Source organism: Flavobacterium frigoris, assembly GCF_900111075.1.
GTDB lineage: Bacteria > Bacteroidota > Bacteroidia > Flavobacteriales > Flavobacteriaceae > Flavobacterium > Flavobacterium frigoris.
Genome location: NZ_FOFZ01000025.1, coordinates 1 through 17,774, shown reverse-complemented (window position 1 = coordinate 17,774; position 17,774 = coordinate 1). Strand labels below are relative to the sequence as shown.

At 31.3% G+C, this 17,774-nt stretch carries 16 protein-coding genes; 2 read left to right on the top strand and 14 right to left on the bottom strand.

What is annotated here, in order from left to right:
• Positions 1-27: 27 nt before the first annotated feature.
• The 7 genes from BMW63_RS17425 to BMW63_RS17395 are packed head-to-tail and all read right to left on the bottom strand — an operon-like array spanning position 28 to position 11,350.
• The gene (locus BMW63_RS17425) at positions 28-699 is read right to left on the bottom strand and encodes a 5-methylcytosine restriction system specificity protein McrC (RefSeq protein ID WP_074724739.1); all 672 of its coding nucleotides are present in this window, start codon (positions 697-699) and stop codon (positions 28-30) included.
• On the bottom strand, positions 696-2,498 hold the full coding sequence (locus tag BMW63_RS17420; protein ID WP_083380552.1) for an AAA family ATPase: 1,803 nt from the start codon (positions 2,496-2,498) through the stop codon (positions 696-698). Before BMW63_RS17420 ends, BMW63_RS17425 begins: the two co-directional genes overlap by 4 nt.
• A 2-nt stretch (positions 2,499-2,500) precedes the next feature.
• Entirely contained in the window at positions 2,501-3,628 is a 1,128-nt protein-coding gene (locus BMW63_RS17415; protein ID WP_074724738.1) for a hypothetical protein, read from the bottom strand.
• On the bottom strand, positions 3,625-5,724 hold the full coding sequence (locus tag BMW63_RS17410) for an N-6 DNA methylase (RefSeq protein ID WP_074724737.1): 2,100 nt from the start codon (positions 5,722-5,724) through the stop codon (positions 3,625-3,627). The genes BMW63_RS17415 and BMW63_RS17410 overlap by 4 nt, the downstream gene beginning before the upstream one ends.
• A 22-nt stretch (positions 5,725-5,746) precedes the next feature.
• Entirely contained in the window at positions 5,747-6,985 is a 1,239-nt protein-coding gene (locus BMW63_RS17405; RefSeq protein ID WP_074724736.1) for a restriction endonuclease subunit S, read from the bottom strand.
• The gene (locus BMW63_RS17400; RefSeq protein ID WP_074724735.1) at positions 6,985-8,553 is read right to left on the bottom strand and encodes a type I restriction-modification system subunit M; all 1,569 of its coding nucleotides are present in this window, start codon (positions 8,551-8,553) and stop codon (positions 6,985-6,987) included. The genes BMW63_RS17405 and BMW63_RS17400 overlap by 1 nt, the downstream gene beginning before the upstream one ends.
• Position 8,554: 1 nt before the next feature.
• The gene (locus BMW63_RS17395; protein ID WP_074724734.1) at positions 8,555-11,350 is read right to left on the bottom strand and encodes a type I restriction endonuclease subunit R; all 2,796 of its coding nucleotides are present in this window, start codon (positions 11,348-11,350) and stop codon (positions 8,555-8,557) included.
• 251 nt (positions 11,351-11,601) lie between these two features.
• Here BMW63_RS17395 and BMW63_RS17385 point away from each other — a divergent pair.
• Positions 11,602-12,779, top strand: a protein-coding gene (locus BMW63_RS17385) for an IS3 family transposase (RefSeq protein WP_245745021.1) whose coding sequence is annotated in 2 segments (ribosomal slippage) — positions 11,602-11,869 and positions 11,869-12,779 — 1,179 coding nt in all. Because the reading frame shifts where the segments join, the coding sequence is not laid out codon by codon here.
• 335 nt (positions 12,780-13,114) lie between these two features.
• Positions 13,115-13,624: a hypothetical protein gene (locus BMW63_RS17380; RefSeq protein ID WP_074724731.1), complete on the top strand. Its 510-nt coding sequence runs from the start codon at positions 13,115-13,117 to the stop codon at positions 13,622-13,624.
• Between the two features lie 86 nt (positions 13,625-13,710).
• Here BMW63_RS17380 and BMW63_RS17375 read toward each other — a convergent pair whose 3' ends face one another.
• From BMW63_RS17375 to BMW63_RS17345, 7 genes are all read right to left on the bottom strand, one after another.
• Positions 13,711-14,097, bottom strand: coding sequence for a hypothetical protein (locus tag BMW63_RS17375; RefSeq protein WP_074724730.1), 387 nt, complete (start codon positions 14,095-14,097; stop codon positions 13,711-13,713).
• Between the two features lie 82 nt (positions 14,098-14,179).
• Positions 14,180-14,404 carry a hypothetical protein gene (locus BMW63_RS17370; RefSeq protein ID WP_074724729.1) on the bottom strand — a complete coding sequence of 75 codons (225 nt, stop codon included), beginning with the start codon at positions 14,402-14,404 and terminating at the stop codon, positions 14,180-14,182.
• Positions 14,405-14,478: 74 nt separating this feature from the next.
• Entirely contained in the window at positions 14,479-15,069 is a 591-nt protein-coding gene (locus BMW63_RS17365; RefSeq protein ID WP_074724728.1) for a ParA family protein, read from the bottom strand.
• Between the two features lie 4 nt (positions 15,070-15,073).
• Positions 15,074-15,823, bottom strand: coding sequence for a relaxase/mobilization nuclease domain-containing protein (locus BMW63_RS17360; protein ID WP_074724727.1), 750 nt, complete (start codon positions 15,821-15,823; stop codon positions 15,074-15,076).
• Positions 15,820-16,428, bottom strand: a complete 609-nt coding sequence (locus BMW63_RS17355; RefSeq protein ID WP_074724726.1) for a hypothetical protein — start codon at positions 16,426-16,428, stop codon at positions 15,820-15,822. The genes BMW63_RS17360 and BMW63_RS17355 overlap by 4 nt, the downstream gene beginning before the upstream one ends.
• 8 nt (positions 16,429-16,436) lie before the next feature.
• Positions 16,437-16,778, bottom strand: coding sequence for a plasmid mobilization protein (locus BMW63_RS17350; protein WP_175460312.1), 342 nt, complete (start codon positions 16,776-16,778; stop codon positions 16,437-16,439).
• Between the two features lie 118 nt (positions 16,779-16,896).
• A partial coding sequence (locus BMW63_RS17345) for a toprim domain-containing protein (RefSeq protein WP_083380551.1) occupies positions 16,897-17,774 on the bottom strand: 878 nt, incomplete at its 5' end.

Genomic DNA, 17,774 nt, shown 5'->3' with positions numbered 1-17,774 from the left:
TGGTCAATTTGAACTGGAAAGTGGTGGTCAGTTTGCCCCGGAACTGGTGGTCAATTTACACTGGAAAGTGGTGGTCAATTTGACTGGTTTTTCCACTAAGCCATTTAAACCAAATTCATCATAACTACAATAGGTATGCAACGATTTGTTTTTTACAAGATTGTGTTTGATGGTTTTACTAACCAAAACTTTACCTTTTACTTTTGCATATAAATTGTCCTCTACTTTGTAATAGGATTTTTTCAAACCTTTGCGCACAATTTCCTTTACTATTCTTAAAAACTGAACAACTAACAAAGGTGTTAATAAATCTTGCTCTTGAGTAATTGGAATCGTTGGCTTATCCCATCTAATTTCAAATAAATCTTCTGTGTGTTTCGCAATATCGGAATGTTTTAATGCCGAAAATAACATTTTAAGGTAATCCGTTTGCTGCGTACAATCTTTGTTCAGCTTAGGCTCTATATAGATTGCTCTTTCGCTTTCCACAATCCAATCCACTCCAATAAAATAGGAATTAGCAATTGCGTGTGTTTCTTTTACTTCGTCAGAGAAAATCCTATAGCAATCTACTTTTTCATTTCTAGATTTTCTTGTAAATTGATAAAAATAGTCCCTTTCAAAAGATAGGTTACCTTCGAAATCAAAGGGTTCTTTTGCGTTAAAACCATTATAATGTTCGTGAATGAATGAAATCATAAGGCATCTATTTCGGCTAAGGCACTTTCTCCTAAAATTCCATCTTTTACATATTCATTCAATAATGGTTTTATTTCGAACTCCAGCTTTAATTGTAGTTGCTTTTCATTTTCTACCAAAAAATAACTATGTCCTAATTGAACGTCTTTGGCTTTAAAATCAGATTGTAGATAAACATTTTTGGTCTTGTCTTCATTGAATAACTCGGCTACTTTATGGTATAAAACTTTTGCTTTTGCATTCAAAGCTGGATCCGTAACAACATCATCAATCGCTTGGTCAGTTGGTAGAACATCCACAAACGCAAAACGTCTTTTAATCGCATAATCTATATGGCCTACACTTCTGTCGGCGGTGTTCATAGTTCCAATTATATAAAGATTAGAAGGTAAAATGATTTCTCGTTTTTCCTCATATTCATACATACTTTCTACTGGTTCATCTCTATACTCTAAAGCATAAATTAATTCACCTAAAACAGATGGAAGATTAGCTCTGTTGATTTCGTCAATGATAAGAACATAATTTTTTAAGGGTTCATTTTCAGTGGAATCAACTGTAAACGTTATTTTCTTATCGTCTAAAAATTTTCTAAATAAATCAACTGTTTTAATGAAATATGTAGCATCCCAATAAGCCGATCGTGAAACGTTTTGATTCTGTTTCAACTCCTGTCTAGTTATGTTATTATCTGAATAAGCCTGCATAATATCATCAAATAACATTCTTGTTCCCTTATCAGTCCAACCTTCTATCCCTTTGTATCTAAAAGCATCATTATCTAATCCAATTATAAATACAGACTCCGTTAATTCGATTTTTCCCTTTTCAGCTATTTGATCTGAGATAAAATCAATGAATCTTTCAAATTGTTCGTTAATCCATTTTTCTTTTGATAATTCTGTAGCTCCTTTTTGACTGTCAAATTTATTTTTTAATGCTTTTGCAGCAAACTCAGCCAGTATTTTGTTTTCGGTTTTAAATAAAACACCTTCTCCGTCTTCATTCGGTACAGAAACAATCCCTCTTACAAAATCTTCGTATGTATATGATGGATGGAACTGAATTAATTTAAACTGCTCGTTATTATTTAAATCCTTTACATCACTTAGACCTAACATTTCAGCTGCTATATCTTTAGCACCTTTAGTTTTTCCCGTTCCAGGAGGCCCTTGGAGAATGATTTGTTTTTTATACTCTAATAAAACTTTGTTATTTTTAATTTTGGACAACATACTTTTTAATTTATTTTTTTCTTCAAAAATGATAATATAAGCCTCAAATTGTTTTTTCAAATCATTTAATATTTCATCATACATTTGATCTTCAATAAAAATCAAATCTCCTCTTTTTTCAATTTTACGGTTTCTTCCAAAAAGAACATATTCATTATCCACTGGTTGTTGTAACATTTTCCTATCTCCATACACAAAACTATAATTTGGTAAAATAGATTGAATTTTCGTTTCATTATTTAGAAAAGCATTCATAAAAGGACGCATGTAATCAATAGAGGAAAACTCGTTTGCATGGGGTACGTACTGAGTATTAAATCCTAAGCCATAATATAAAACTAGATTTTCTAAATTACATGCAATATGGTATTGAATCTCGGTTCCTCCTCCTTCATTAATTGCCCAATTACGAGTAGAATTACTGTCATATATAAACAAAAATCCTCTTTTCGCACTCCTTTCTTTTTTTGATAGTTCTTTTCTTTTATAAATAAAAGTATTGCAAAAACTACCAAGAGAATTATTAATTAAATTTATTAATTCATCAAAATCTTTAAATGTCATATTTATAATGTGTTATTTGAAAGCCTATTATAAATGCTGTTTATTGCTTCACTAATCGATATAATAGCATCTGATACTTTATTTTTATCTTTTAGATATTCTCCTAATGATATGGTTCCAGAACTAGTTGTTACTTGCTCCAAAAGAGCATTTGTGGACAGATGTATAAGATTATTTCTTACAGTTTGAATAACATTATCAGTATCACTCGGTAAATCTAAATCTGTTAAAAAATTGGCATGATTCCTTGCTATTCTTATAGCTGCTCCTAAACCACTAATATTCATTTGAGCGGGTGTTACAACATTATTTAACGACCAAAAGTCTAGTAAACTATTTACATTTCTAATTTCTAAAAAAGAATCTTGACCTTTTATAATTCTTTTTACTCTAAATGTTTCATGACTAGGGTCTCCAGCATTAGACAAATAAAGGCTGTGAGCTTGCGGCATGGCATTAGGAAATTGCACCTTAAAACCATTTGCATCAGGAAAAATATTCATTTCACATAAACCATAGACATCTTGAGTTGGCGCACCGTAATTATAAGTATAACCTTTATTATCTAAAGCGTCTCTTAAAGTTCCTTCTAATGCAATTGACATTAACGCTAATGAAGCAGCATTTCTATTATTATTAAAAGCAATTATACTTTGTTGAATATATTGTAAAACATGATCAGGAACTATCTCTGTTGAAATGTGACTTTTATTTCTTAAACCAATATTTATTTCTAAATCGTAGTCTTGAACGTTTATTTTCCATTTCCAAGTCCATTCAGTATTGTACTGAATTTTATTATCTATAGCTAAATCAAAAAAAGTACAATCTACGAAGCTATCTATTGATACTCCAACAACTCCATTACTGTATAAAAAAACATATATTTCTTCTATAATTCTTATTAATAGGTTTTGTCCACTTCTATCTGCTGTTCTTCTAATTAACCTCCTTATGACATCTAATTGATATTCATCTGTATTATTTGAAATAATGTAAGGATTTAATTGACCTAAAGTAGATCTTTCGGTTGCTTCTAATATTTTTCTCTTATCACTAACAAATAAAGTAACTATTCTCTCAAAACATCTTAGTAATTCGTCGTTTTTTATAATTGGAAATGAGTTCATATTTTGTCTTCCTCCTTTCCTAAATTGTTAAAGGCATTATTCAATTTACTTTCAATTTCAGCTAGCTTATTTATAGTATTGTTATATTCTACCGTGATAGAATTAAATTCTTTAACAGTTTTTTCTTGAACATCAAAATTTGGAATTGGTATAATTAGTTGTTCGAAACTTTTTAAGTTCAAGGATGGAATAACTGAACCACTACTTTGATCATAAAATTGCTCTTGAACTATTTTACTATTTAAAATAATGGCTAAATATTCAGGGATAACCAAATTTTGATTTGCCTTAATACCAATAATATGTCTATTTATAGCCAAATTGTTAAATTCTTGAGATACAATTGCAGCTTTACCTCTATTAGGACCGATAGCATTAACTAGGATGTCATGAGTATCTATTTTTAAAACTTTTTTTGGTGTTATATTTTTTGAAGTATATGAAAAAGAATCCTTTATGATTCTCATTTTTCTGATTGCAGCTGGTCCAATATATGGGATTTCCCCATTAATATCATCAGATATTAATGCGCTACCTCTAAATATATCTATCGCCAAATTTTTTAAAGGGATGTATATAAATCCCTTAGATAAATTATTGTCATAAATGTTATCTGTAAATAAATATTTTGAGAAATGTAAATTCTCTACATCTAATTCTTCAACTACAAAACCATCTTTAGATTTTGTAAAATTTTCATTTATTTTGAATTTTTTATAATTAATTAAAATTTTATTAAGCTGTTCTGATTTTGTAGAATCTGATAAATATTCTTTTGGACTTTCTTGAATTGCTGCATAAAAAGTTTGCTGGTTAATTTGCTCTCTGGATTTAACAAATGTTACCAAGCTTGTTTTAACTAATGAATATGGTTTAAATGTGTCCTGAGGTAGGCTTATAATCGATTCAATAAAACTTTCTCTTAAAAAATATTCCCGAGCTTTTAGCAATGGACTAGAAGATAAAAAACTATCGGATACAATGACAATTACTTTACCATCCTCTCTTACTGCTTTCAATGCTGTTTCTATGAAAATACATGTACTATCTTTTATCCCATAATGAAATAATTCACTTTCGTACGCACCAGAAATTTTCTGATTAAAAGGAGGGATAATTAGAATGTCATTTGCTAAATTTTCTATTAAAAAGTCGGTTCTTCCATTTAGCAATAATGGTTCAAATATGATTTCAACTTCTTTTCCTAAAAAAAGTAATTGGTGAATTTTAATCCAATAATAATCATTTTGATTCGTGTAGTAAGAAGTTACTTTCTCATTATTATTAAGATAAACTGACGAAGTAATACTGCCATTTCTTGCGAACAAATCAATAATATTATCGTTTGGAAGTGGAGTTAAAATTTTCATCATAAAATCGCTTAACCATCTAGGTACACTTAATTCATTTGAATTTCGTAAAAAAAGATTGTCAATGTATTCTAATACAATTAATTTATTTGTAGACAAATTAATTGTATCTAACCTTTCGATTGCTTGATTTAAGATATCTTGAGATGAATATTTTCGTGTGTACTGTTGAATTATTTGACTTTGGCTAAAAAGAGATTGAAAAATTTCTCTTATGTCAAAATTTTCGTCAGTTTCTTTTTTTAATTTAGTAAACAATACTAAAGACAAGTCATACAAATGATTTCCTGTAATCGGGAAATTCCGTAGAAATTCATAAATATGACTCAGAATAATACTAATAAATTCATTTTCAGTATGTTTTATCACAGTAAATTCACTAAAAGGGACTTCATCAATTTTTTCAGGTCTTCCACCATAACCTGTTTTCATCCATAAATAATTAATACCATTTGTTAGTATAAAATATTCTGCTGCTACTTCTTGAGATTCCCTTTGAATTTTTCTGGTTAGAGGATGATATTCGATATCGGTAATTGTTTCAAAATTAACACTTTGTGGTTCTTTTACTTCAATTGCAATAAAAACCCCGTTTTCTTTTTTAACAACAATATCTATTCTTTTAGCTGAGGAAATATTATACTCAAATAATATGCTCTCCGAAGGGTAGCCTATTTTTTCAAGGTATTTCTTTACTTGGTAGTATCTTTGTAATTCGATTTCCATAATATTATATATTGTTTAATACCTATCCCTTTGTTTCCGCCACCATTCCTAACACCTCATTATTGGTATATTCATTAACCTTCAACTCCCCCTTAAATGCTTTTTGGCTCAAAACCCCATACATATTCTCTAATTCTATTAAACTATCTTGGTATTCGCCTTTTAAGGTTTCTACTTTTGTTATTATTTTTACAAACTTCATTTGTAGGTCTATTGAGGGATATATAAATTTAAACTTTTTAAATTCACTTATAGGTGGGAAATTGGGAACACCGCTACCTCTAACTTCCCCAAATAAATTATTTCTAAAACTGTTATGACTAAATAAAAAGACAAAAAATTTATTATTAATTATATCTTGGTCTAGTGTTAATTTTAGTAGAGCTTGATTTATTATTCCTTTTTTAGCATTTTTAGGAATTATAGCAAGTTTTCCCAAATAAACTCCAGAACAACTTATTATTATATCATCAGGCTTAACTTCAAATCCTCTCAATTCATTAAATTTATCTTCATCTATAAAATACCTAGCCATTGTAAAATCATTATTTAATGCATGATATTGTTCATAAACTAAATATCCTTCTTCAACAAATATTTCTTTCTTTAATGCTCCACCGAACGGACCTCTTTTAATTGATTTTTTTTCTTTTGTAACTAATTGTTCAATAGTTTTAATATCCCATCCCTTTTCATTCCTAACAGGATCTCCAAACATTTCCAAAAAAGTACTCTTCAACAAGTCATCCAAAAGCAAAATACTTTCTTTGCGTTGTGTAATTAAGTTTTCGGCTTGGGTTAGTATTGTAACTATATTTCTTTGTCTATTGATTGAAATTTCTGGTATTTCAATTTTTTTTACCTGGTCAGTTGTTAGATTCTGGAAAATTGCACCGACAGCATTTCTTTTATTGGCAAGTTTGAAATAATTTAAAAAACAAAACAAATAGGATTTTAAAATTTTGTTCTCATCCAAATTTCTTAAACCAACAAATCCATCATGAATACAAGCATCAACAGCCAATATACATGGCCTTCCAGGGTCTCCACTAACTGCAATAACGACATCCCCTTTTTTCATTGGACGACTTTTATTTGCGCCTTCTTCAGTAAGCGAATCTATTATTGGTGTTACATATTTACCATCCCTTGTTATATCAGCAATCATTAGTCTTGGAATCTTTCCACCAAAATATTTGGGGTCTCCTTGTGGTCTTGGACTACTTCCACGAACTACATTACATATTTCACCTAACCTCATTACACTAATTCTTTAAGTTCACTAATCCCTTTCAAAATCGTAGCTTCAATCCCTTCTAATTTCTCAAAAATAACTTTAGGCTTTTCATAGGTTACTTCTTCGTAAACTTCTTTTTTGTATTTGCTTAGGCTTAAATCATAGCCATTATCCACAATTTCTTGTTTATGTATGGCAAAATGAACGCCTTCTCTTTGGGCTTCGGTACTGGCTTTGGTAGGTCTTTTGTGGTATTGGGCAATTATATCTTGTAAATCGCTTTTGTCAATTTTGTTGCGTTTGTCGTCTAGGGTGTAGCCGTCGTTTTGCATTTCGTAAAACCATACGTTTTCGGTTTCGCTACCTTTGGTAAACAACAATATGGCAGTACTTACGCCTGCGTAGGGTTTAAAAACACCGCTTGGCATGGTAATCACGGCTTTTAGTTCGCTTTTTTCTACCATTATCTTTCTGGCTTCCACAAAAGCTTTTCCACTACCAAACAAAACCCCTTGTGGTACTACTACTGCGGCAGTTCCGCCCATTTTTAGCATGGTAAAGATGCGTTCTATAAAGAGTAATTCGGTTTTAGTAGTACCTATTTTTAAACTTTCGTTAATGTCGCCTTTGTCAATATTTCCTGTAAACGGTGGGTTGGCAAGGATAATGTCAAACTGTGCATCTTCGTTGTACGACTTGCTCAATGTATCTTTGTAATCAATATTGGGTTGGTCAATACCGTGCATCATTAAGTTCATTAATCCCAAACGCACCATAGTGGTGTCAATGTCATAGCCAAATAAGGAATCTTCTACAATATGCTTTAAATTTTCGTTTAAAGTAGCCGAAACGGTAGCACGCATAAAACCATCTTCATCTGGTTGTAATGCTGTTGGGTTTTCTTTTCTAACCAAATCGGTCAAAATGTATTGGTAAGCACCCAACAAGAAACCCGCTGTTCCACAAGCTGGGTCGGCAATGCGTTGCCCTAATTGCGGTTGTACCAAATCATTCATTAATTTAATAATGTGTCTTGGTGTTCTAAACTGTCCGTTTTTACCCGCACTAGCAATAGCACCCAACAACATTTCGTAGACATCTCCTTGTATGTCTTGAAAAGCATGACCACCTACTACAGCATCATTTTCTATTTCTACAAAAATTTCTTCAATAATTTTAATGGCTTCTACCAACAAAGAAGGTTTTGGCATAATGAAAACAGCATTGCTCATGGCATGTGTAAACTTAGAACCCCCTTCAAAGGATTTCAAAAATGGAAAAACTTTGGTTTGTACATGCAACAACATGGCTTCGGCAGGCAAGCGCTTGAAGTTTCGCCAACGCAAATCTTGCTTATCCACTTCTTCCATACTTCCTGGAACTTTGTACATTCCCACAAATTTAGAAGTGTATGCTTCTCCAGTAAATTCGGCATCCCGTTCGCGTTTGGCTTCTAAATCGTCCATTTGTTTCATAAAAAGCAAATAGGTAATTTGTTCAATTGCTGTAAGCGGATTACTGATTCCACCACTCCAGAAGTTGTTCCAAAGGCGGTCTATAAGTGATTTTAAAGCGGAGTTATTTTGTAACATATTAAGCTGCTAGTAATTTATTAGTCAATTTTATTATTTCTTCTATTTCGCTGGGTTTAAAAACCCCACGAATTCCCTCAGGGTGTAACATGGTAAAAGGAGATTCAATCAAGTTTCGTTTATTGAGTTCGCCTTTATCTATGATGAATTTTTTTAGCAAATCTAAAAATTGCAATTGTCTTGCTGTTAAATACGAATGTGCTTTTACAAATTCAGTAAAAGCATTGGCAACCGTTTCAGGAAAAGATTCTAAAATCTGAATTCCTAAAATGTGTTTAATGAACTGCACCAATTGCGCTTTTCTATGGGAATAGACTCTACGCAATAAATCAACGGTTATGTGCGGGTGTTCGTCATGCAAGACTTCGGCAAGACTGGCAGCTTCATCAGCTGTTATTTCTTGCCCTTGTTTTAGTTTTTGTAATATAGGATTTTCAGAAACCAAGTCATTTACGGTTTGTTCCACCAATTCACGGTATTTGGCAATGCTTAAGGCTTCGTGTTGTGGACCAAATTCTACATACTCCTTAGCGTAAACTTCATCTTTGAAATTATATTTTGCCGTTCCAAGTGGCATTATAGCTTCTCTAAATTTCATTAATGGTGCTAATTTTATAATCAACTCATCAAATTGATCTTCTGTAGCGGTTGCCCAAAAATTATTGGTCTGTGCTTTTCGTATTAAAACTGCTTCTTTGGCAATTGTACTTACTGTGAGCGGTAATTCACTAATTTCTTCGATGATGCTATCTTTTAGAGCATCAAACTTTTCTTTTTCTTCACATAACTGTGCCAAAGAAACTTCGAGAATATCTTTTTCAAAACGCATGGCTTTAAAGTCCACATCTGAGACGGTTCGCAGTAATGGTTTTACCACCAAACGTAAAAAATCTAATTTATCATCAGTCAAAACATTCCAAAAATTGTCTTCTTCCAAGCGTTGCAATTCCGATTGCGCATCCAGAATTACAATGGAGTTTTTTGGCAGAGAACTTATTTGTTTTCGTAGTTTTTCTACTTCATTACTTACAATAGATTCAGAAGCTAATTCTTGTGCCTTTTCTATTTTATCCAATCGAATACCAAACAAACGTACTGGTAATGGTATAGAAGTACTTATTTCTTTACCACGTGGATTTAGTTTGAAATACTCAAAATTATCCCAACAGTCCAAAATCAAGAAATTATTTTTAACGGTACACCAAGGTTTCATTTTGGTGGGTTCTAGCAAACGAGTTCCACGTCCAATCATTTGCCAAAATCTTGTGTAGGAGAAAACAGGTTTGGCAAACACCAAGTTAACCAACTCCCGAACATCTACACCAGTGTCTAGCATTCCCACACTAATAGCTATACGTGGCATATCATTGTTGGTAAATTGATTTAATAATCCACCTTTTCCGTAGACACGAGGATCATCACTAACTAGAACTTTTGCTAATTCACCATTATACTCTGGATAAAAAGCATCAAACAATTCTTCCATGCGGCGAGCATGTTTTATGGTTGTGCAAAAGAAAATAGTTTTACCAGGTAAAACACCATTGGGGTCTTTTATAGATTCTTCCATAAACTCCCGTATAATCAAAGCGTTTGTTCCTTTATTAGTCACTGATTTTTCTATTTCAGTTCCTTCAAAGTTGATTTCTGCAACTTCTTTGCCTTCTAAAATTAAGTTCTTTTGGTCTTCTAAAGAAATAGTTCTTTTGCTGATTCCTTCTTCTTGAAATTTAGTTTTAATTTTCATTACCTGAAAATTACTCAAGTAAGGAGGGATGTTATTTACTGCTTCTTCATACGAATAGGCAAAAGTTGGCACTCCTTCTTCACATTCAAATAACTTAAAAGTATTGTGGTCTATAACATCTGTAGGTGTGGCGGTCAAACCCAATGTAATGGTATTAAAATAATCTAATATTTCGCCATAAGTGTTGTAGATAGAACGATGACTTTCATCAACTACTATCAAGTCAAAGAAATGTGGACTTAATGAATATTCATCATCACGAATAACATTTAGCATTGTTGGATAAGTAGAAACGTAAATCCTTCTGTCTTTTGCAATTGACTTTTCACCAATCTTGGGCCATCTTGGCTCATTTGGTAAAAATTCTTTAAAAGCATCTAAGCTTTGATCTCGTAAAGCAATTCTATCTACAAGAAACAATACTCTTTCTGCCCAACCAGCTCTCATTAATGCATCTACTAATGCAATACAAGTTCTGGTTTTCCCAGTTCCTGTTGCCATTACTAAGAGAAATTTTCTTTTTTTCTTTTCTATTACTTCCATTACGGCACGAATAGAGGCAATTTGATAATCACGACCTGCAATAGTCGTATTAATTAATTCACTCGCCAATGCTTTTCTATTCTTTCGAATGTATTGGTAGCGTTCTAAGTCGTCTCGAGTAGGGAAACCATGTACTTTTTTTGGTGGATAATTACCCAAATCCCAAAAGTAAATATCATGTCCATTAGTAAAAAAACAGAATGGCAGTTCGCCTCCTTTTTCGTTTTGAATATTATGGGAATATTGTTTTGCTTGTTCTTTTCCGATATTAGCATCTACTAGAGACTTTTTGGCTTCAATAACTGCTAAAGGCTTACCATCTTTCCCTAATAAAACATAATCGCTGTATTGATGTCCAGCATAAGGTGTAGGTGCTTCCTTTACCAAATCTGAATTAACAATAATATCAAACTCTTGAACTACTTGCATAGCGTCATTGACATTCCATCCCGCTTGCTGCAAGCGTTGGTCAATTATTTCTTTACGGGTATGTTTTTCGTTTTTCAAGAATAAACTATGAGCTAAAAGATGAAATGATTTAAAATGTAAATAATATATAAACAAAAGTGCATCTATATTATCTCAAAAATAAATATCAGCTAAGGTATTGAAAAAATAAAGGTTACGGATACGGGAAACCACAAAGTACTATGTTTTTTCTTTCTTTTAGTTTCTATAAGTACACTTTTATTTGGCTAACTGGACATACTAACTTAGCCCGCAGATTAAGTTAAGAATAAAAGACTTAATTTTAATTTATGAAACAGACGCGCAAGATTTACGACCGAGCTTTTAAAGAGAAAGCCGTACAATTGAGTTATGAAAGACATAACATTTCAGAATTAGCTCGTGAGCTAGGAATTACTGCGCCACAGTTATACAAATGGAGAAAAGAGGTCGAAGAGTTTGGCCCAGGAAGTTTTCCAGGTAACGGCAAGCTAAAGCAAACTCCAGAACAGGAACAAATAGCTGAACTTGAAAGAAAACTCAGGGATGCAGAATTAGAACGTGACATATTAAAAAAAGCAATAGGCATCTTTTCCAAGAACGGTCGATGATTTATACTTTTATCAAAAACAATGAAAAGATATTTCCGATTGAAAAGATGTGCCAAGTATTACAAGTTGGTCGAAGAAGCTATTATGATTGGAAAAGCCAGTGCGTTTCAGAAAGAAAACAAAGAGTTATTGCTATAAAAGAAAAAATAACTTCCATTTATTTTGAGTCAAAACAGCGTTATGGTAGTCCTAGAATGGCGGCTGAGTTGAATTATACTGGAACTAAAGTATCTAGAGTTACAGTAGCTAAATATATGAATCAACTAGGTTTGCGAAGCAGATTAACTAAGAAATTCAAGGTTACAACCAATTCAAAACATAATTATTTGGTTGTTCCAAATGTATTAAACAGAGAATTTTTAGTCGCTGAACCCTCAAAAGTTTGGGTTTCTGATATTACTTATATCCATACCAAGGAAGGTTTTTTGTATTTAACAACCGTTTTGGATTTGTATGATAGAAAAATTATAGGATGGAGTTTGAGTGATGGAATGAGTACTGAAGAGACTGCATTAGCGGCATGGAAAATGGCAGTTATCAATAGAACTCCTGAAAAAGGATTGATTTTTCACTCTGACAGAGGAATCCAATATGCTAGTAAAAAATTTACAAATGTGATTGATTCTTATAAGATTATCAAAAGAAGCATGAGTAGAAAAGGGAATTGTTGGGATAATGCAGTAGCTGAAAGCTTCTTTAAAACCTTGAAAACAGAACAAATTTACGGAAACAAGCTTAAAAATAAAGACCAAATGAAACTCGAAATATTCGAATATATTGAAATTTGGTACAATAGAAAAAGAAGGCATTCCGCTTTAAAATACAGAACTATAGAAGAGTTTTGGAATCAAAAAAATAATTTTAAAAATGTAGCTTAACTTTTTGTGCGGGTTTTATTTGCATATCCAAACAGTACTTTATAGAATTATTTTATTAAAGGATATATTTGATTATAAATCTAATTGAGGAATTTAAATGTCTAAAGAAGCTTTATCAACCATTAACATTTTGTAAATTTGCCAAACAAACAAGCGTAAGCTATCGTATTGGTTAACTGAAATTGCGACCTTCATTTGACAACCAATTTATGATAGACTTACGCCCGTGCCTTATATTGGCGTGGGCTAAGTCTTTCTGGTTGTCGGGCCGTCGCAAGCCTCAGTTACGATTGACATTAGACTCACGCCTTTTTTTTAACTTCAAATAAGGCATTATGAAAAACAATAAATTTTACAGTCCAATAAAATCATTAATTAATTTGATTTTAACTGGTGAAAGAAAAATAGATCAAGATAGTCAATTAATTACTGTAGTTCAAGGGTTTACGGATTCTCTGTCTTCAAACAACAGTGACGATTACAATATATATATATTAATCCACATAGAAGAATTTTTGAGCAGCTGTAGCCAGGAAGAAAAAGTTGATATAATTAAAGTACTTTTTGATAATGAAGATCTAATAACAGGAGTATTATTTATCAATAGGCTAACTGATTCAAAATCGTTAAAAGAAAATGATTTTTCAGATACACTAAATTCAACGCTAGCCAGTTATATTATTGATAATGAGGTTCACCCCATACTCACTTTTTCATTCTATTTTTATATTGAAAGTATTTCAAAAATCACCATTGTAAATGGACAAATGACAAAAAGTGATTATAAAAAAATCATAGAATTCCATTCTATTAAAAGAGATTTGAAGAAACTTTTTAGTTTTTAATAGTCAGTAATGCCTTGAAGTGTGAATTAAATGCTGTATTTTAGTTTTCAAATTAAAATACAGCTATTTAACTCATTAGCAAAAACCTACAGTCTACTTACTTTTTCCTTAATACTTGAATACAATGTAGTAGTCTTAAATAAGAGATTTATTAATTCCGTTTTTTCTTCAGATGAAAAACTTTCAATATTTTGAGTATTCATGTTGTTCGCAATAATTTTATACTCTACTGCAATTTTCCTAACTTCGGTAAGCAATTCAATAGTATTTTTTCGAGCCTCTAGATCAATAGTAATTGTTCTGTATTTCTTGTTGATGATAATATCTTTTATCATCTTCGTCGTATTTTGGTAGTTACCTTCCGTAGCCTGAATTTCAAATTCATTAATTTCCTTTTGTGAAAATCTAAATGTTTTAAAAAAAACTTTTTTATTTTCATCGAACGGCTTCACTTCTTTTGTTATATTTTTCATAGTTATTGTTTTATTATTAGTATGTTAGCTTTTTGCAGCGTTATAGTGGTATAAGGTTAATCCTTAATGTTGCAATAGTGAATTATTGAAGAAATGATTTTACGGCATCATTTACCAGTTGTTTCATACTTGTTTCTTCTTGCAAAGCTTTTAGCTTTAATTTTTTAAGCAGCTCTTTTTCTAGATAAAAAGAAAACTGAACTTCGTCTAATTCTTTAGCAGCAATAGGAACAATTTTTTGAATCGTTTTTTGCTGATTGCTAGATTTTGCCATATTAATTAGGTCATTGATGTTTTGTTTTTCCATAATGATAGATTTGTATTTTTATAGATTTATAGAATTATATTTTTATAGAACTATATAATTCTACATTTATATATTTATATTAGCTTAGTTAATATTTCTGTTGTTAATTGATCTATCTGTTTTTGTGCATTTTTATCATTTGTAACCCCTTTTAACAAAACTGATCTAGTAAATGCAACTAGGTCACTAATATGTGTATTAGCAATTTTTACATTGTACTCCTCTAAACCAATTAAAATATCTAGTGTTAATGTAGTATTTGGTTTTACCATATTAAAAACGATTAATGTATCCTTTGTTCTTTGTTCCTGTTCTATAATAGTAAGGGTGCTTTTTATTGCTAATAAGTCTAGAATCCCTGCTTTAGTTGGCACAATAATAAGATCTGCTATAGAGATCAACTTTGGTAAATGGTTTGATAGGTAGGGGGGAGTGTCAATAAAAATGAAATCGTAATCTAACTCTAAAATACTATCTAAATTCTCTTTGAATGGAATAATGTCAAAATCGGTAACTAGTTCTTTTATTTGGCTCAAGCTTCCTTGTAAGTCGAAATCTAATACGGCGACTCTTGAACTACTAGAAATGTTTTGTGCAACGTTAAATGTGAGTGTGCTTTTGCCAACTCCTCCTTTTTGATGTGTTAATACTATAATTTTCGGCATATTTTTAGATTTTTAGTTTACGTCCTTGTTTATACATTTCTTTTTCTTGATGTTTATACGACAAGAGATCTTCAATTCCTTTTAATGAATATTTTCTATTGATAGCAGAGCCTTTAAAGTAAACTCCTTTTTCATCTATAAACCCAATCCCTCGCCCAATTTTTGTTTTGATTCCCATGTTTTTCAAATGAAAAACTAAGTCATCAATAAAATCGGATTGTTTAATAGCCGATGCTATTTTTTCCTCTAAAGGGGGTATCCGACAATCTTGTCTGACAAATTGTTCATTAGATTTTAAAGTTTCTAACACCCTTTTAACCTGTCTAAGTTGATATTTCATTTCCATCTCTCGACAAAAATCCATATTCTTATAATGGGTGAAATTATCTTTAACCGCAAGGTTATTTTCCATAATTCGAGATGCTACAATGTGTATATGCTCTTTTTCGGTATTCTCTTCATGAATATAAACTGCAAATGGATTTTGTTCGAAACCAATCTTTCTGGCATAGTCATTTGCAATTTCAATCCAATTTTGATTGTTTAATTTTCCTTGATCCTCTGGTGCAATTCTTATCTTTATGTGGAAAGTGTTTTTCAAACATCTATCATTGAACATATTATTTTTTTGCATTTGCTGATAAATATCGGAACTACTCCCAATACATTTATTGATGTACAGTACCTCTCCACCTTTTTCACAATATACTAGGGCATTTTGCAAGTAGGAAATCGATTCAAGTTTAGCTATCATTTTTTTTCAAGAGATTTCAATTCTTCCTTTAACTGCTGCTTTTTCATCTCTTTTTCATAAGTGCTTAAGAGCGCATTATAATCATTAATAACAGTAGAGTCTTTATTTTTTGTTTTTTGTAAAAGATCGCTAGCCATAGTGTTTTTGGAGTTTATAAATTGATTAAGGTTTACGTAATTGTAGAAAAATTGATAGTTCTCTTTTTCTTTCTTTAAATTACTTCTTTCCATATAGTAAGACGGTAAATATTTAAATGAACTCCATAGTGTCGCAAAACATAACAATGACACTAACAGCGCTTTCGGCTTTAAATATGATTCTCTGCCAAACAAACTGTATTCAACATGATTACTTGTGGAAGGTGGATTCTCTCTGCTTTCAAAATATTTTATAATTTTACTTTCGAAATCCAGATTATCTTTGATCAATTTAGATTGATCATTTTGTATTTTTACCACTAAATTTTTAAGCTCGTCATTATTTTTTTGAACATAATCTGGTAATTTACTGCTGCCATTATCTCTTAATTTTTGATCTAAGTCGTCTAATTTATCTACAACATTTTGCATTAAATTTAGGATGGCATTACTTATATTTTCGTCCATAATTAACTTCAAATTTTAGAATTAATTTCCGCAATATGCTCTTTAATACGTTCAATTTCTTTCAAAACAATTTGCTGGTCAATAAGTATAAACTTAGCATTTGAGTTTAATTTTTTAGCGATTTGATTCAAATTATTACCAATCATATTAAGTGTTGTCAAATATATTTTAGTTTCAATATTATTCGTATTCTTTAAAAAAACAGGTTTGTTTAGATTATCTAAAACAGCATTCCTAATAAAGAATGAAGGTGTAATTTGAAGTATATCACATTGCTCTTTGATAGCATTTTTATCTTCTGAATTTAGATAAAAAACTACTTTTACTTTGTTATTTGATTTTGATTTCATTTTCATTTTTTTTTCTCTTATGAACAATTTTCAATTGTGAATAAGCCGGGCGGTTTGGTTTCTATTTAGTGCACGAAGTAGGCACTAAATGGGAACCGTAACCACGCCTGGCAAGCAGTCAACCGATTAATTTTTTTTTTACTAGATATTCATTTAAATCATTATGGTTTTTATAGTGAACTCTTATATCACTTGAAGTGTTTTTGGTACTTTCTAAAACAAGATTTGTCGCTCGATCTCCAGCTTCATCGTTATCAAAAAACACTTTTATTTCTGAGTATCTGGCTAGTAATTCAATTGCTTTTTTCACCAACGATGTCGAGTTCAGAATGATAAAATCCTCTTTGGGTGTTTCCTTCTTTAATGTTAAGTAAGAGAGAAAATCCGACCAAGATTCAAATAATGAAACCACATCTGAATCGTTACAGATAGTAGTAATCGATTTTGAACCCAAACAGCCTTTGAAGAATTTATTTCGAACTTCGAAGCCTCCTGTGTTATTCTTGAAACCGATGCCGTAGTATTCTTTTTCAATATTTAAAGCGTAATGAATTTCGACACAAAATTGTTGCGCAAATTCAAGATTTATTTTTCTGGCACGTAGGTATGCGATTAAGTGTGCATTTTTTATTCCGTGCATTTTTAGAATTGAATAACAATTCGTTTCTGTAATTTTTATTTCTTGCTGGTGAAATGAAAAAGTATCGTTTTTCAAATTTTCTAAAGCTTCTTTAACTGAACAGTTTTTTAAACGGATTACAAAATCTAGCACTGATTTCCCTCCAGCTCCTTCTCCGAAGTCATACCACAGATTTCTGTTAGTGTCAATTTTTAATGAAGGTGTTGTTTCTTTACGAAAAGGAGATAAAAACCATACATTTTCCCCTTTTGTTTTTGAGGGTGGATAAACCAGTTGATGATGTGCCACTCTTTCCAGTAAAAAAGAGGTACGGATTCCGGTTGAAGATGTGCCACTTTTTAAACTTAAATTAGGAT

Excerpts from the sequence above, each read along its gene's own strand:
- BMW63_RS17425 (WP_074724739.1), bottom strand. The coding sequence starts at position 699 with ATGATTTCATTCATTCACGAACATTATAATGGTTTTAACGCAAAAGAA.
- BMW63_RS17420 (WP_083380552.1), bottom strand. The coding sequence starts at position 2,498 with ATGACATTTAAAGATTTTGATGAATTAATAAATTTAATTAATAATTCT.
- BMW63_RS17415 (WP_074724738.1), bottom strand. The coding sequence starts at position 3,628 with ATGAACTCATTTCCAATTATAAAAAACGACGAATTACTAAGATGTTTT.
- BMW63_RS17410 (WP_074724737.1), bottom strand. The coding sequence starts at position 5,724 with ATGGAAATCGAATTACAAAGATACTACCAAGTAAAGAAATACCTTGAA.
- BMW63_RS17405 (WP_074724736.1), bottom strand. The coding sequence starts at position 6,985 with ATGAGGTTAGGTGAAATATGTAATGTAGTTCGTGGAAGTAGTCCAAGA.
- BMW63_RS17400 (WP_074724735.1), bottom strand. The coding sequence starts at position 8,553 with ATGTTACAAAATAACTCCGCTTTAAAATCACTTATAGACCGCCTTTGG.
- BMW63_RS17380 (WP_074724731.1), top strand. The coding sequence starts at position 13,115 with ATGAAAAACAATAAATTTTACAGTCCAATAAAATCATTAATTAATTTG.
- BMW63_RS17375 (WP_074724730.1), bottom strand. The coding sequence starts at position 14,097 with ATGAAAAATATAACAAAAGAAGTGAAGCCGTTCGATGAAAATAAAAAA.
- BMW63_RS17370 (WP_074724729.1), bottom strand. The coding sequence starts at position 14,404 with ATGGAAAAACAAAACATCAATGACCTAATTAATATGGCAAAATCTAGC.
- BMW63_RS17365 (WP_074724728.1), bottom strand. The coding sequence starts at position 15,069 with ATGCCGAAAATTATAGTATTAACACATCAAAAAGGAGGAGTTGGCAAA.
- BMW63_RS17360 (WP_074724727.1), bottom strand. The coding sequence starts at position 15,823 with ATGATAGCTAAACTTGAATCGATTTCCTACTTGCAAAATGCCCTAGTA.
- BMW63_RS17355 (WP_074724726.1), bottom strand. The coding sequence starts at position 16,428 with ATGGACGAAAATATAAGTAATGCCATCCTAAATTTAATGCAAAATGTT.
- BMW63_RS17350 (WP_175460312.1), bottom strand. The coding sequence starts at position 16,778 with ATGAAATCAAAATCAAATAACAAAGTAAAAGTAGTTTTTTATCTAAAT.